The 13506-nt window shown below is 70.9% G+C and carries 12 protein-coding genes and 1 tRNA gene; 11 read left to right on the forward strand and 2 right to left on the reverse strand.

Annotated elements, in window-relative coordinates:
* Positions 1 to 6 precede the first annotated feature (6 nt).
* The 5 genes from typA (at position 7) to gltX (ending at position 7225) form a co-directional block, all read left to right on the forward strand.
* Positions 7 to 1914 (forward strand): translational GTPase TypA, encoded by a 1908-nt coding sequence (typA, locus tag IE160_RS03295; RefSeq protein ID WP_191151647.1) that lies wholly within the window; start codon positions 7 to 9, stop codon positions 1912 to 1914.
* A 66-nt stretch (positions 1915 to 1980) separates the two neighbouring features.
* Positions 1981 to 2769, forward strand: coding sequence for a fumarylacetoacetate hydrolase family protein (locus IE160_RS03300; RefSeq protein WP_191151648.1), 789 nt, complete (start codon positions 1981 to 1983; stop codon positions 2767 to 2769).
* Positions 2766 to 4049 (forward strand): MFS transporter, encoded by a 1284-nt coding sequence (locus IE160_RS03305; protein WP_191151649.1) that lies wholly within the window; start codon positions 2766 to 2768, stop codon positions 4047 to 4049. The genes IE160_RS03300 and IE160_RS03305 overlap by 4 nt, the downstream gene beginning before the upstream one ends.
* 136 nt (positions 4050 to 4185) lie before the next feature.
* Positions 4186 to 5661, forward strand: a complete 1476-nt coding sequence (locus tag IE160_RS03310) for a cell wall-binding repeat-containing protein (protein WP_191151650.1) — start codon at positions 4186 to 4188, stop codon at positions 5659 to 5661.
* Between the two features lie 64 nt (positions 5662 to 5725).
* Positions 5726 to 7225: a glutamate--tRNA ligase gene (gene gltX, locus IE160_RS03315; RefSeq protein ID WP_179873317.1), complete on the forward strand. Its 1500-nt coding sequence runs from the start codon at positions 5726 to 5728 to the stop codon at positions 7223 to 7225.
* A gap of 116 nt (positions 7226 to 7341) precedes the next feature.
* Here gltX and IE160_RS03320 read toward each other — a convergent pair whose 3' ends face one another.
* Positions 7342 to 8277 (reverse strand): cytochrome b/b6 domain-containing protein, encoded by a 936-nt coding sequence (locus tag IE160_RS03320; protein ID WP_191151651.1) that lies wholly within the window; start codon positions 8275 to 8277, stop codon positions 7342 to 7344.
* 117 nt (positions 8278 to 8394) lie between these two features.
* Here IE160_RS03320 and IE160_RS03325 point away from each other — a divergent pair, with 117 nt between their 5' ends.
* The 5 genes from IE160_RS03325 to IE160_RS03345 all read left to right on the forward strand — a co-directional run bounded on the left by IE160_RS03325 (position 8395) and on the right by IE160_RS03345 (position 12481).
* A complete protein-coding gene (locus IE160_RS03325) occupies positions 8395 to 9066 on the forward strand; it encodes a hypothetical protein (RefSeq protein ID WP_191151652.1) in 672 nt (223 codons plus the stop codon).
* 34 nt (positions 9067 to 9100) lie between these two features.
* A tRNA-Gln gene (locus IE160_RS03330) sits at positions 9101 to 9175 on the forward strand.
* A gap of 115 nt (positions 9176 to 9290) precedes the next feature.
* Positions 9291 to 9995, forward strand: a complete 705-nt coding sequence (locus IE160_RS03335; RefSeq protein ID WP_224744546.1) for a MerR family transcriptional regulator — start codon at positions 9291 to 9293, stop codon at positions 9993 to 9995.
* Positions 9989 to 11011, forward strand: a complete 1023-nt coding sequence (locus tag IE160_RS03340; RefSeq protein ID WP_191151653.1) for a hypothetical protein — start codon at positions 9989 to 9991, stop codon at positions 11009 to 11011. Before IE160_RS03335 ends, IE160_RS03340 begins: the two co-directional genes overlap by 7 nt.
* Before the next feature lie 9 nt (positions 11012 to 11020).
* The gene (locus IE160_RS03345) at positions 11021 to 12481 is read left to right on the forward strand and encodes a phytoene desaturase family protein (RefSeq protein WP_191151654.1); all 1461 of its coding nucleotides are present in this window, start codon (positions 11021 to 11023) and stop codon (positions 12479 to 12481) included.
* A 9-nt stretch (positions 12482 to 12490) separates the two neighbouring features.
* Here the strand turns inward: IE160_RS03345 and IE160_RS03350 are convergent, their stop codons facing one another.
* The gene (locus tag IE160_RS03350; RefSeq protein ID WP_191151960.1) at positions 12491 to 13129 is read right to left on the reverse strand and encodes an MBL fold metallo-hydrolase; all 639 of its coding nucleotides are present in this window, start codon (positions 13127 to 13129) and stop codon (positions 12491 to 12493) included.
* Positions 13130 to 13224: 95 nt separating this feature from the next.
* On the opposite strand from IE160_RS03350, the gene IE160_RS03355 reads away from it, so the two are divergent.
* Positions 13225 to 13506 (forward strand): metal-sensitive transcriptional regulator, encoded by a 282-nt coding sequence (locus IE160_RS03355; protein WP_179873346.1) that lies wholly within the window; start codon positions 13225 to 13227, stop codon positions 13504 to 13506.

Raw genomic sequence — 13506 nt, forward strand, 5'->3', positions numbered from 1 at the left:
TTCACCATGGCACTCGCCACCCGCACCGACCTGCGCAACGTGGCGATCGTCGCCCACGTCGACCACGGCAAGACCACCCTCGTCGACGCCATGCTGCGCCAGACCGACTCCTTCGCCGCGCACGCCCACCTCGAGGATCGGGCGATGGACTCGAACGACCTCGAGCGCGAGAAGGGCATCACCATTCTCGCCAAGAACACCGCGGTCACCTACAAGGGCAAGCACGCCGGCGGCCAGGAGATCACGATCAACGTGATCGACACCCCGGGCCACGCCGACTTCGGCGGCGAGGTCGAGCGCGGCCTGAGCATGGTCGACGGCGTCGTGCTCCTCGTCGACGCGAGCGAGGGTCCGCTGCCGCAGACCCGCTTCGTGCTGCGCAAGGCCCTCGCCGCGAAGCTGCCGGTCATCCTGCTCGTCAACAAGACCGACCGCCCCGACGCGCGCATCGAGGCCGTCGAGGAGGAGACGCACGACCTGCTCCTGGGGCTCGCGAGCGACCTGCAGGACGAGGTGCCCGATCTCGACGTCGACGCCATCCTCGACCTGCCCGTCATCTACGCCTCGGGTCGCGCCGGCGCTGCGAGCCGCAACCGTCCCGCTGACGGCGAGCTGCCCGACAACGACGACCTCGAGCCGCTCTTCGAGGCGATCCTGCAGCACGTTCCGGCGCCGAGCTACGACGACGAGCACCCCCTGCAGGCGCACGTCACGAACCTCGACGCGAGCCCGTTCCTCGGCCGCATCGCGCTCCTGCGCATCTTCAACGGCACGCTCAAGAAGGGCCAGACGGTCGCGTGGGTGCGCCACGACGGCAGCCACACGAACGTTCGCATCACCGAGCTGCTCAAGACGCGTGCCCTCGAGCGCTACCCGGCCGAGTCCGGCTACGCGGGCGACATCGTCGCCGTCGCAGGCATGGACGAGATCACGATCGGTGAGACGATCGCCGACCCCGACGACATCCGCCCCCTCCCGGCGATCACCGTCGACGACCCCGCCATCTCGATGACGATCGGTACCAACACCTCCCCGCTCGTCGGCAAGGTCAAGGGGCACAAGCTCACCGCTCGCATGGTCAAGGACCGCCTCGACCGCGAGCTCATCGGCAACGTGTCGATCCGCGTCGTCGACATCGGGCGCCCCGACGCATGGGAGGTGCAGGGCCGCGGCGAGCTCGCCCTCGCGATCCTCGTCGAGAACATGCGCCGCGAGGGCTTCGAGCTCACGGTCGGCAAGCCGCAGGTCGTCACCAAGCAGGTCGACGGCAAGCTTCACGAGCCCTTCGAGGAGCTCACGATCGATGCTCCCGAGGAGTACCTCGGCGCCATCACGCAGCTGCTCGCCGCGCGCCGCGGCCGCATGGAGGGCATGACGAACCACGGCACGGGCTGGGTGCGCATGGAGTTCCTCGTGCCGAGCCGCGGGCTCATCGGCTTCCGCACCGAGTTCCTCACGACCACACGAGGCACGGGCATCGCGAACGCGATCTTCCACGGCTACGAGCCGTGGGCGGGGTCGATCGTCTCGCGGAACAACGGCTCGATCGTCGCCGACCGTTCGGGTGTCGTGACGAGCAACGCGATGATGACGCTCCAGGAGCGCATGACGTTCTTCGTCAACCCGACCGAAGAGGTCTACGAGGGAATGGTCGTCGGCGAGAACTCGCGGGCCGACGACATGGACGTCAACATCACCAAGGAGAAGAAGCTCAACAACATCCGCTCCTCCACGGCGGAAGAGCTCGAGCGACTCACCCCGCCCCGTCAGCTCACGCTCGAGGAGTGCCTCGAGTTCGCCCGGGAGGACGAGTGCGTCGAGGTGACCCCCGAGAAGGTGCGCATCCGCAAGGTCGAGCTCGACCAGACGCTGCGCGCCCGCGCCGCCTCGCGTCTCAAGAAGCAGAATGCGTGAGCCGAGCATCCCGCCAGTGATGCCGTCACCTCGAATCCACGCGAAGCCCGGCAGTAGGCTGATGCGGTGAAGATCGCGCGTTTCAGCACCGAGGGAGAGGCCCCGCAGTTCGGCATCGTGGACGACAACCACCTCGTCGTGCTCACGGGGGACCCCATGTATCACGGGTTCGCCACGACGGGGGAGCGCGTGCCGCTCGCCCAGGCGCGCATCCTCGCACCGGTCATCCCGCGCTCCAAGGTCGTGTGCGTCGGCATGAACTACGCGGCGCACGCCGCCGAGATGGGCCACGAGGTGGCCGAGACGCCCCTCATCTTCATGAAGCCCAACACCGCCGTGATCGGGCCGGGTGAGCCCATCATCCTGCCGCCCGTCGAGGGCCGCATCACGCACGAGGGCGAGCTCGTCATCGTCATCGGGGCGATCGCCAAGCGCGTCAAGCCCGAGGACTGGAAAGACGTCGTCTTCGGATACACGATCGGCAACGACGTCTCCGCGCGCGACGTCATGTTTGCCGACGGGCAGTGGGCGCGCGCCAAGGGGTACGACACGTTCGCGCCCATCGGACCGTACATCGAGACCGACCTCGACCCGACCAACCTCGAGATCGAGACCTTCGTCGACGGCGAGCTGCGGCGCAAAGGCAACACGAACGACTTCATCCACTCGATCCCCGACATCATCGCGTTCATCACCGATGCGTGGACCCTCCTGCCCGGCGACATCATCATGACCGGCACCCCCAACGGTCTCGGCGGGTTCGTGGACGGCCAGACGGTGGAGATCCACATCGAAGGGCTCGGCGTGCTGAGCAATCCCGCCAAGAACCGCGACGATCGGCTCGACCCGGCATGACCACCACCGTGCCGGTGACCGCAGAGACGGTAGCGGCGGCGCAGCGCCGCACCCGGCGCGTGCTCATGGCCGGTCAGGTGCTCGCCGGCCTGGGCATGGGGTCCACGCTCTCCATCGGCGCGATCCTCGCGGCGCAGATCTCCGGCTCGCCCGCCTTCAGCGGCATGGCCGCCACGATGTCGACCCTCGGCGCCGCCCTCGCGGCCGTGCCGCTCGCGCGGCTCGCCCGGCGCTCGGGCCGCGCACCCGCGCTCGCGACGGGCGCCGTGACGGCGGCTCTCGGCGCCGTGCTCGCCATGGTCTCCGCGGGTATCAGCAGCTTCCCGCTGCTCTTGCTGGGCATCCTGCTCATCGGAACGGGCACCGCCGTCAATCTTCAGTCGCGCTTCGCTGCAGCGGATCTCGCGGCTCCCGCCACGCGCGGGCGCGACCTCTCCCTCGTCGTCTGGGCGACGACGGTCGGCGCGGTGAGCGGCCCGAACCTCATCGGGCCGGGCGAGAGCCTCGGCGCGGTGTTGGGCCTGCCCGAGCTCAGCGGGCCCTTTCTCTTCACCGTGCTCGCCCAGTGCTTGGCGGCCGCGCTCTACCTCGTCGGGCTCCGACCCGACCCGCTCGCCCTCGCGGCCGCCTGGCAGGACGAGCAGGATCGCGCCACGGCGGCCGAGGCAGCCCGCTCCGGGGTCGCAGCCCCCGTGCCGGCCGCGCTGTCGGAGGACCGCGCGGGAGTGCGGCTCGCTCTCCTGTCGATCGCGCTCAGTCACGCGACGATGGTCGCCGTCATGGCGATGACGCCCGTGCACCTCACCGATCACGGCGCGAGCCTCGTGATCGTGGGCTTCACGATCAGCCTGCACATCGCGGGCATGTACGCGCTGGCACCCCTCTTCGGCATCCTCTCCGACCGCCTCGGCCGACGCCCGACGATCCTCCTGGGCCAGGGGATGCTGCTCGCGAGCCTCGTCATGACCGGAATCGGAGCCGAGAGCGAGGGCTGGGTCGTCGCCGGGCTCATCTTCCTCGGCCTCGGGTGGAGTGCGAGCACCGTCGCGGGGTCCGCACTGCTCACCGAGTCGGCGGCACCGGCGCGGCGCCCCATCGTCCAGGGGCGTAGCGACCTGCTCATGAGCGGCAGCGGGGCCATCGGCGGGGCGCTCGCGGGCCCGTTGCTCGCCGGGCTGGGCTACTCGGGGCTGTCGTTCGTGACGATGGCGCTCGTCGGCGTCGTGCTCGCCGCGCTGCTCGTGTCTCCCCGCGGTGTTCGCCCCGCGAACAGGGGGTAGCGCGGCCCCTCGGCTTCCTCGATCGCTCCGCCTAGACTGAGGGCACGCTGCGGCAGGGGGCCGCGATGCGGCACCGCGCGACCTGGTGGCGGCTGACCAGGGAGTCGAGGGTGCTGCAGCGGGTTCGGGGGGAACCGTGAGAGTGCGTGTCGTCGTCACCATCGTGATGTCAGCGGTGCTCATGGCCGCCCCCGTGAGCGCGACCGCCGCCGAGGTCGACACCGTCGAACCGGGCCTGCTGTCCCCAGCGCCGGAGGAGCACCGCGAGCGCGAGCCGGCCGCGCGCACGATCACGCCGACCTCGGGCCTGCTGCCCACCGCGGGTGTCTACGAGTCGGAGCGCGCCCTCATCCTCCAGCAGACGAATGACCTGCGCGCGACGCGGGGTCTGCCGCCGTTGCGCCTCAACGCGGCCCTCAACGACATTGCGCAGGACTGGTCGGTGCAGCAGGCGCGCACCTCCAGCATGTCGCACCGGCCCGGCTTCCACCTCCTGTACCCCTCCGGGTGGTCGCGCGCGGCGGAGAATGTCGCCGCTGGCTACAGCCCCGGCGCGGTCGTGGGTGCGTGGGCCGGCTCGTCCGGCCACCGCGCCAACATGCTGGCCAACCACACCGACATCGGCATCGGCGTCGCCGTCAGCTCGACCGGGCGCCTCTATTACACGCAGAACTTCGGCCGATACTCGAGCGCGCCGCCGACCCCTCCGGGTGACGTCTACCGCCTCTCGGGCAGCGACCGCTTCGCGACCTCGGCCCAGATCTCCTCCCGCACCTTCCCGTCTGGGGCGCACACGGTCTACATCGCGTCGGGTCTCGACTTCCCGGATGCCCTGAGCGCGGCGGCCCTCGCCGGGGCGGCCGACGCGCCCCTGCTGCTCGTCTCGCGCTCCTCCGTGCCGTCGGCGATCCTGCGCGAGCTGCGGCGCCTCGACCCCGACCGCATCGTGGTCGCCGGGGGGTCCGGTGTCGTGACCTCCTCCGTCATCTCGACTCTGCGCGGCGTGGCTCCGCGCGTCGACCGGGTTGCCGGTGCGAACCGGTATGACACCTCTCGCAGGCTCGCTCTCGACTCCTACGGTGGCGCGGGCGCGCCCGTCGTCTACCTGGCCACGGGGTCCGGGTACGCGGACGCTCTCGCCGCCGGCCCCGCGGCCGCCTCCGTGGACGCACCCGTCGTGCTCGTGCCCGGCGCATCCCGGTCCGCCGACTCCGCGACTCTCGCGCTGCTGCGCCACCTGGGCACGGACCGGGTCGTGATCGTCGGCGGTACGGGCGCCGTCTCGTCGGGCATCCAGCAGTCGCTCTCCGCGGCGGGGCTGGGCGTCGCGCGCATCGCGGGCGCTGACCGCTACACGACGGCGGCGCTGATCGGTGCCGCGCACTTCCCGGATGCCCCGCGCGGGTACCTCGCGACCGGCACGGGCTTCGCCGACGCACTCTCCGGCGGTGCCGCCGCCGGCGCACTCGGAGCACCCCTGTTCACCGTGCGACCGGGGTGCGTGCCGTCGCAGGCGCACTCCGCGCTGCGCGCCCAGAACCCCGACGACCTCGTGCTGCTCGGCGGTCTCGGCGCGCTCTCGCCGCGCGTGGCGGGGTTCTACCGCTGCTGAGCCGGGGCTCTCGCGCGCGGTCGATCGACGGCCGGGCATCCCGCACCGCCTAGACTGGCTCCCCGTGACCAGCCCCGCCTTCTCCACCGCCACCGGCGCCGACGTTCGCGTGCGCTTCTGCCCGTCGCCGACCGGAACCCCGCACGTCGGGCTCATCCGCACCGCCCTGTTCAACTGGGCGTACGCGCGCCACACGGGCGGCACGATGGTGTTCCGCATCGAGGACACCGACGCGGCACGCGACAGCGAGGAGAGCTACCACCAGCTGCTCGACGGCCTGCGCTGGCTCGGCATCGAGTGGGACGAGGGCGTCGAGACGGGCGGGCCGCACGCGCCATACCGGCAGTCGGAGCGCTCGAGCATCTACCGCGCCATCATCGAGCAGCTCACCGCCTCGGGCCACCTGTACGAGAGCTACCTCACGGGCGAGGAGATCGAGGCCCGCAACGTCGCCGCCGGTCGCGACCCGAAGATGGGCTACGACAACTCGGAGCGCGACCTCACCGACGAGCAGAAGGCCGCCTACCGGGCCGAGGGCCGCGAGCCCGCGATGCGCTTGCGCGTACCCGACAGCGAGCTGAGCTTCACCGACCTCGTGCGCGGCGAGATCACCTTCCCCGCCGGCAGCTTCACCGACTTCGTCGTCGTGCGCCCCAACGGAGCCCCGCTGTACACCTTCGTCAACCCCGTCGACGACGCGCTCATGGGCATCACCCACGTGCTGCGCGGGGAGGACCTGCTGTCGTCGACGCCGCGCCAGATCGCGCTGTACCACGCGCTCATCGAGATCGGCATCGCGCAGGCGATCCCGCAGTTCGGCCACCTGCCGTACGTCATGGGGGAGGGCAACAAGAAGCTCTCCAAGCGCGACCCCGCCTCGAACCTGTTCCACCACCGCGAGCGCGGCTTCATCCGCGAGGGACTGCTCAACTACCTGTCGCTGCTCGGCTGGTCGCTCACGCACGACCGCGACGTGTTCACGATGGACGAGATGGTCGCCGCGTTCGACATCGCCGACGTCAACCCCAATCCGGCGCGCTTCGACCTCGCCAAGGCGGAATCGATCAACGGCGACCACGTGAGGATGCTCGGTCTCGACGACTTCGTCGAGCGCAGCATCCCGTACTGCGCCGATGCAGGCCTCTTCAACGAGGTGCCGCGCCCGGCCGAGCGCGAGCTGCTCACGGCGGCCGCGCCGCTCGTGCAGGAGCGCGTCGGGCTGCTCGGTGAGGTGCCCGGCATGGTCGCGTTCCTCTTCACCGCCGACGACGCGCTCGAGATCGAGCCGGACGCCGCCGCGAGCCTCAAGGACGACGCGGCCGCCGTGCTCGACGCGGGCGTTGCGGCGCTCGAGCCGCTCGACGACTTCACGACCGCGGCCATCGAGGAGGCCCTGCGCGCAGCTCTCGTCGACGGGCTCGGCCTCAAGCCGCGCCTCGCGTTCGGGCCGTTGCGCGTCGCCGTGTCGGGGCGCCGCGTGAGCCCGCCGCTCTTCGAGTCGATGGAGCTGCTTGGCCGCGAGTCGACCCTCGCACGCCTGCGCGCCCTCCGAGCAACCCTCTAGCAGCTCCTCCCCCGGGTCGTCACGCCCCTCGACCCCACTGTGGGCCAGATCTGGCGCAGAGGGGCGCGTGCGCTCAGAGCCGAGCGCCCTTTCGCGCCAGATCTGGCGCGAAAGGGCTACGCGGGTGGGGCGGGGAGGCGGCGCACGTCGGCGACGCGCTCGGCGATGGACGCCTGCGCGGGCGGGCGCAGCAGCACCCAGGCGACGGCTATGACGATGGTCGAGGCGGCGAAGACGGCGAAGCCGAGCCAGCTCTCCGAGTCCTCGACGCCCGCGTACATGCCGTTGAGGTTCTCGCGCATGCCCGTGAGCAGCACGAGACCGACGTGCACGACCGTGAAGGCCAGGTAGTACCAGAGAACCCAGGCGTGGGTGCGCCGAGCGGTGACGTCGCCGAGGAGGCCCGTGGCGCGCATCCAGCCGCGGGGCCAGACGGGCGAGAGGCGCAGCCCGGTGAGGAGCGCGAGAGGCGCGGCGACGAACACCGTCGCGGAGTAGAACAGCACCTGCAGGCTGTTGTAGCTGCGCCAGCTGTCGTGCGCCGGCCAGTCGAGCGAGAGATACTGCACGCCCGCCGAGACGGCGTTCGGTACGACTGCCCATTCAGTCGGCAGCAGGCGCGCCCAGTGCCCGCTCGCGAGCAGCAGCACGAGGTACACGAGGCCCGTCACGACCCACAGGGCGACGACGGCCAGGTGCCACCAGGTGTGGATGCCGAGCCGCTGAGGCGCTCGTGCCGTGCGCAGCAGGCCGCGGTTGCGCCGCGTGACGAAGGCGATCGGTCGCGTGCGGGAGCGGATGTGCAGGCCCGAGCTCACGATGAAGAGCAGGAAGAACGCATTCAGGTAGTGGGTCCAGCTCAGCCAAGCCGGGAATCCCTCGGGGGTGCCGGGCGGCGGCGCGACCGTGCCGGGGTAGTCGGTGAGGAAGGCGGCTCCGGTCGTCGTGTCCCGCCACCAGCGGGCGAGCAGCACGGCCGCCGCGAGCGCGAGCAGTGCGGCAGCGGCTGCGACCACGAGGACGCGTCGGCGGCGGGGTCTCGCGTCGGGCACCCCTCTACGGTAGTCGTCGACGAGTGGGGGCGCGGTGAGCGGCGGCCGGGCATCCGGCACCGTGTCGACGCGCGAGCGTTCGTCGCAGCAGGGGGAGTCGCGGTGGGAGAATGACGCATGGCCACCCTGAACCCGCACCGCCCCGAGTGGGTGCGCTGGATCCCGGCCGCGATCCTTCTGGTCATCATTGTCGGCGCGGTGCTCGTGGCCGCGATCATGGGGCCGCGACTCGCAGCGGGACCGGGTCCCGCCGGCGAGGACCAGGTGACCGACCTCAACTGGTCGGTGTTCACCGAGCAGGGTCTGCGCTTCATCGATGACGCGCGAACCCCGCGCATCGACCTGAGCTCGCCGCCGGTCGACGCCGCCGAGCTCGGATTGCCCGAGGACGGCTCCCTCACGGTCGGCCCGCATCCGACGGGTCTCGACTACCGACTCGTGCTCATCGCGACCGAAGGCGAGCCGAACGGCGCGCTCTTCACGACACCGCAGTTCACGGTGACGACGGCAGGGGGTCAGCTCGCCTCGGTGCGCGTGGAGGAGCGGGGCTCGCTCACCTTCACCAACGCCTTCCTCGAGGTGAGTGAGCGCGTGCCTGATCTGGGCTTCACCGCTCCGCCCGCTCGCGATCTCGCGCAGGCGATCTCGGATGCGCGCGAGACCGGGCGCCCCGAGGTCGTGAGGTCCGACACGGGATCGGCGGCGGGCATGGACGTCGTCGCCGAGGTGACGTGCTTCGGGGCCGGCTTCTGCCAGGTGTCGTATCTCGTCACTCCGGCGGTAGGGTAAACTCGCAACTCGGTCCGGCTCCGGCTGGAACCGGTGGGGTATGGTGTAATTGGCAACACGGCTGATTCTGGTTCAGTTGTTCTTGGTTCGAGTCCAGGTACCCCAGCCACTCGTGACTCGCAGGGCCCGCAGATGCGGGCCCTGAGTTCGTTAACGGGGCTCAGTCTGGCGACGGCGTCGCGCCCTATAGACAGTGACACTATCGATAGTGGTACTATCTGGTCATGAGGATGTCCGAGCTCAGCGCCGCGACCGGTGTCACCGTGCCCACGCTCAAGTTCTACCTGCGCGAGCAGCTCCTGCATGCGGGCGAGCGCACGAGCCCCAACCAGGCCCGCTACGACGAGACGCACGTCGAACGCGTGCGCCTCGTGCGCGCACTCATCGACGTCGGGGACGTGAGCGTCGCTCGAGCGCGCGACATCGTCGCGGCCCTCGAGGACGACGCGATGCCGCTCAGCTCGGTGTTCGGCGTCGCGCAGCGCGCGGTCACGCCACCGGCCGGCGCTCTGAGCGACCCGACCGAGGAGGCGGCCTTCACCGCTTTCACCGCCGGCACCCCGGGCGGCAGGCTCATCCTCGACCTGTGTCGTCGGCGCGGCTGGAGTGTGCACAGCAACAACCCCGGGCTCGCGCAGGCGGCCCGCGTGCTCGACACCTACTCCGCGCTCGGTCACGACCGTCTGCACGCCGTGCTCGACGACTACGCGGAGGCCGCCGACCGCGTTGCCGGCGCGGACCTCGCGGCCGTGGCATCCGTCCCCGACCGCGACGAGATGACCAACGTCGTCATCGTCGGCACCGTTCTCGGTGACGCGCTCCTCGCGGGGCTGCGTCGCATCGCCCAGGAGGCGGAGTCCTTCCGCCGCTTCCCCCTCCCTGCGGGCACGCCCGCGCCCACCCTTCTCGAAACGGATCCCTCGTGCTGAACACCGCCCAGAACCGCAGCGACAATGTCCTCGACCCTCGAGACTGGCGCCTCGACCTCCCGCCGAGCCGGTGGCATCGGCCCCTGCTCGTCCTCGCCGCCGCGCTCGGGGTGCTCACGCTCGCGACCCTCGTCGGTTGGGCGATCGACGACCGGCAGCTGCTCGGCGTCAGCGTGTGGGAGAAGCCGTTCAAGTTCGCGATCTCGGGCGTGATCTACTCCGTCACCTGGGCGTGGCTCATCGGTCACTTCGCGCGTTTGCGCCGCGCCGCATGGTGGGCGGGCACGATCATCGCGGTCACCCTCGCGATCGAGCTCGTCATCATCGTCGGGTTCGCCGCGGTCGGCATGACGAGTCACTTCAACGTCTCCAGCCCCCTCACGACGACGGCGTGGTCGATCATGGCGACGGCGATCACCACACTCTGGGTCGCGACGTTCGTCGCCGCGGTCGCGCTGTGGCGCAATCCGGGCGCCGACCCTGCACGGCGCGCTGCGATCCGCTCGGGTGTCGCGATCTCTCTCCTCGGCATGGGGCTCGCCTTCCTCATGACGGGGCCGAATGCCGACCAGCTGAACGACTTCCAGGGCATCGCGGGAGCCCATGCTGTCGGGGTCGCCGACGGCGGCCCTGGTCTGCCCGTCCTCGGCTGGAGCACGGTGGCTGGCGATCTGCGCATCCCGCACTTCATCGGCATGCACGCGCTTCAGGCGATCCCGCTGCTCGCGCTGCTCCTCGAAGTCGGCGCGCGCCGCTTCTCGCTCCTCCGCGATTCCGCGGTGCGCCGCGGCCTCGTCCTCTCGGGTGCTGGCACCTTCCTCGCCGTCGTCGGTCTCGTCACGATGCAGGCGCTGCGGGGGCAGTCGATCATCGCTCCGGATGCTCTCACTCTGTCGATCGGGGGCGCCATCGCCGCGCTGGCACTGGTCGCCGCAGCGACCGTGCTCACCCCGGGCGCCCGCCGCGGCCGGGTGCCCGCTGTGAGCGAGTCGACGGAGCGCATGCCCGCGCCCTAGGTTCGAGGCATGGCACCTCATGCCGCGTCGATCGTCGGCTCGGGCCCGAACGGGCTCGCGGCCGCCGTCATCCTGGCCAGGGCGGGCATCCAGACCACGGTCTACGAGCGGTCCACCCACGTGGGCGGCGGGGCGCGCACGGCCGAGCTGACACTGCCCGGCTACCGGCACGACGTCGGGTCGGCGGTGCACCCCCTCGCGGTCTCCTCCGGCTTCTTCCGCCGCTTCCAGCTCGACAAGCGCGTCGAGCTGCGCACTCCCGAGCGCTCGTACGGGCATCCTCTCGATGGCCGCCCGGCGGCGATCGCCTACCGCAGCCTCGAGCGCACCGCTCACGGCCTCGGGGTCGACGGTCCGGCGTGGACGCGGTTCTTCGCACCCCTCGTGGACCGCGCGGCCGACATTGCGCAGTTCACGGGCTCGAGCCTCGTGCGCGTGCCCGACCATCCGATCGCGGCGGCCCTGTTCGGGCTGCGCGCCCTCGAGCAGGGCAGTGCGGCCTGGGACCTGCGGTGGCGCGGCGAGGCCGCGCCGGCACTCCTCGCGGGTGTCGCGGCGCACTCCGTGCAGCCCATGCCCTCGCTCGGCACGGCCGGCACGGCCCTCTCGCTCGCGACCGCCGGTCACGCCGGCGGCTGGCCGATACCGGTGGGCGGCAGTCAGGCGATCACCGACGCCCTCGTCGACGACCTGCTCGCCCACGGCGGCACGATCGAGGCCGGGGCCGAGATCACCTCGCTCGCCGACCTGCCGCCCTCCGACGTCGTGCTCCTCGACCTGACCCCTCGTGCGCTCGAGCGACTCGCGGGGGACGCGCTGCCCGATCGCTACCGGCGCCTGCTGCTCGACTACCGATACGGCCCGGGCATCGCGAAGGTCGACTTCGCGCTGAGCGGCCCCGTGCCCTGGGCCGACCCCGAACTGGAGAAGACGCCAACACTGCACCTCGGGGGAACGCGACAGGCCATCGCCGCCTCCGAGGCGACGGTCGCGCGCGGTCAGCACTCCGCCGACCCGTACGTGCTGCTCTCGCAGCCGTCGATCGTCGACGACTCGCGGGCACCCGCCGGGCACCACGTGCTGTGGGCATACACGCACGTGCCGAGCGGGTCGACCGTGGACCAGACGGAGGCGATCACGCGCCAGATCGAGCGCTGGGCCCCGGGCTTCCGCGACCTGATCCTCGCCGCCTCGAGCGCCACGGCCGCCCAGATGGAGATCGAGAACCCCAACTACATCGGCGGCGACATCGCGGCCGGCGCGGCGACGCTGCGGCAGCTCATCGCCCGCCCGACGCTCTCGCCCGAGCCATGGCGAACGCCCGTGCCCGGCCTCTACCTGTGCTCCTCAGCGACCCCGCCCGGGCCCGGGGTTCACGGCCTCGGCGGCGCGTACGCCGCCCGCAGCGCTCTCAGGCACGAGTTCGGCCTGCACCGGCTGCCCGCACTCGGCATCGGTCGCGGCTGGTAGGCCGGGGCGCTAGTCGAGCTCGAGCGAGTCTCCGGCCTCGAGGGCCACGAAGGTGCCGCCGTGCAGCTCGGTCACGTGCTGGATGCGCGCGTTGGCCATCTTCTGCCCGATCTCCGAGTTGATCCGTTCGTGAGTCGGGAACGAGCGGCGGGGGCGCACGGCGTCGACGTAGTCCATGACCTCGCCGATCTTGAGCCACGGCGCGCTCGAGGGCACCGCGAGCACGTCGACGGAGCGCTCCGGCACCGTGAACGAGTCGCCGGGATAGTAGAGGGTCTCGTTGACGAAGACGCCCACGTTGTCGATGACGGGGATGCTGCGGTGGATGGTCGCGTGCCGACCGCCCGAGAAGGCGAGCGCGAAAGGCCCGGCTGCGCGCACATCTCCCGCATCCACGACGGTCCAGTCGTAGTCGGGATGCGCGGCGGCGACTCCCGCGGGAGCGAACAGGTGCACGGCACCCTCCGCGGCACCCAGCAATCGGTCGAGGTGCTCGCGCGTGATGTGGTCGGCGTGCTCGTGCGTGACGACGATCGCGGCGAGATGTTCGGCGGAGAAGGGGGCTGTGTAGCTGCCCGGGTCGATGACGAGACTCGCTCCCTCGTGCTCGACGACGAGGCACGCGTGCTCGCGCTTGGTGAGAATCATGGGCACACTGTTGGTGAGAATCATGGGCACACTGTACTCACCGATCGTGCGCAGTCCCTTGACGTTCTATACCCCAGGGGGGTATCGTCGACCGCGTGATCGACGACATCAAGAAGCGAGCCCTGCACCGTTCGCGCATCCTGCAGGGCCAATTGCGCGGCATCGAGAAGATGATCGAGAACGAGGACTACTGCGTCGACATCATCACGCAGTCCCTCGCCGTGCAGAAGAGCCTGCGCAGCCTCAACAAGCTGCTCGTCGAGAACCACTTGCGCACGCACGTGACCGACATGTTCGACGTGGGCGGCGACGAGCGCGAGAAGGCGATGGCCGAGCTGCTCGCCGTCTTCGAGCTCAAGAACAACAGGGGGGAGTGA

Source organism: Chryseoglobus sp. 28M-23, from assembly GCF_014789785.1.
Classification (GTDB): Bacteria; Actinomycetota; Actinomycetes; order Actinomycetales; family Microbacteriaceae; genus Microcella; species Microcella indica.

Excerpts from the sequence above, each read along its gene's own strand:
- IE160_RS03305 (WP_191151649.1), top strand. The coding sequence starts at position 2,766 with ATGACCACCACCGTGCCGGTGACCGCAGAGACGGTAGCGGCGGCGCAG.
- typA (WP_191151647.1), top strand. The coding sequence starts at position 7 with ATGGCACTCGCCACCCGCACCGACCTGCGCAACGTGGCGATCGTCGCC.
- IE160_RS03350 (WP_191151960.1), bottom strand. The coding sequence starts at position 13,129 with ATGATTCTCACCAAGCGCGAGCACGCGTGCCTCGTCGTCGAGCACGAG.
- IE160_RS03335 (WP_224744546.1), top strand. The coding sequence starts at position 9,291 with ATGAGGATGTCCGAGCTCAGCGCCGCGACCGGTGTCACCGTGCCCACG.
- IE160_RS03325 (WP_191151652.1), top strand. The coding sequence starts at position 8,395 with ATGGCCACCCTGAACCCGCACCGCCCCGAGTGGGTGCGCTGGATCCCG.
- IE160_RS03345 (WP_191151654.1), top strand. The coding sequence starts at position 11,021 with ATGGCACCTCATGCCGCGTCGATCGTCGGCTCGGGCCCGAACGGGCTC.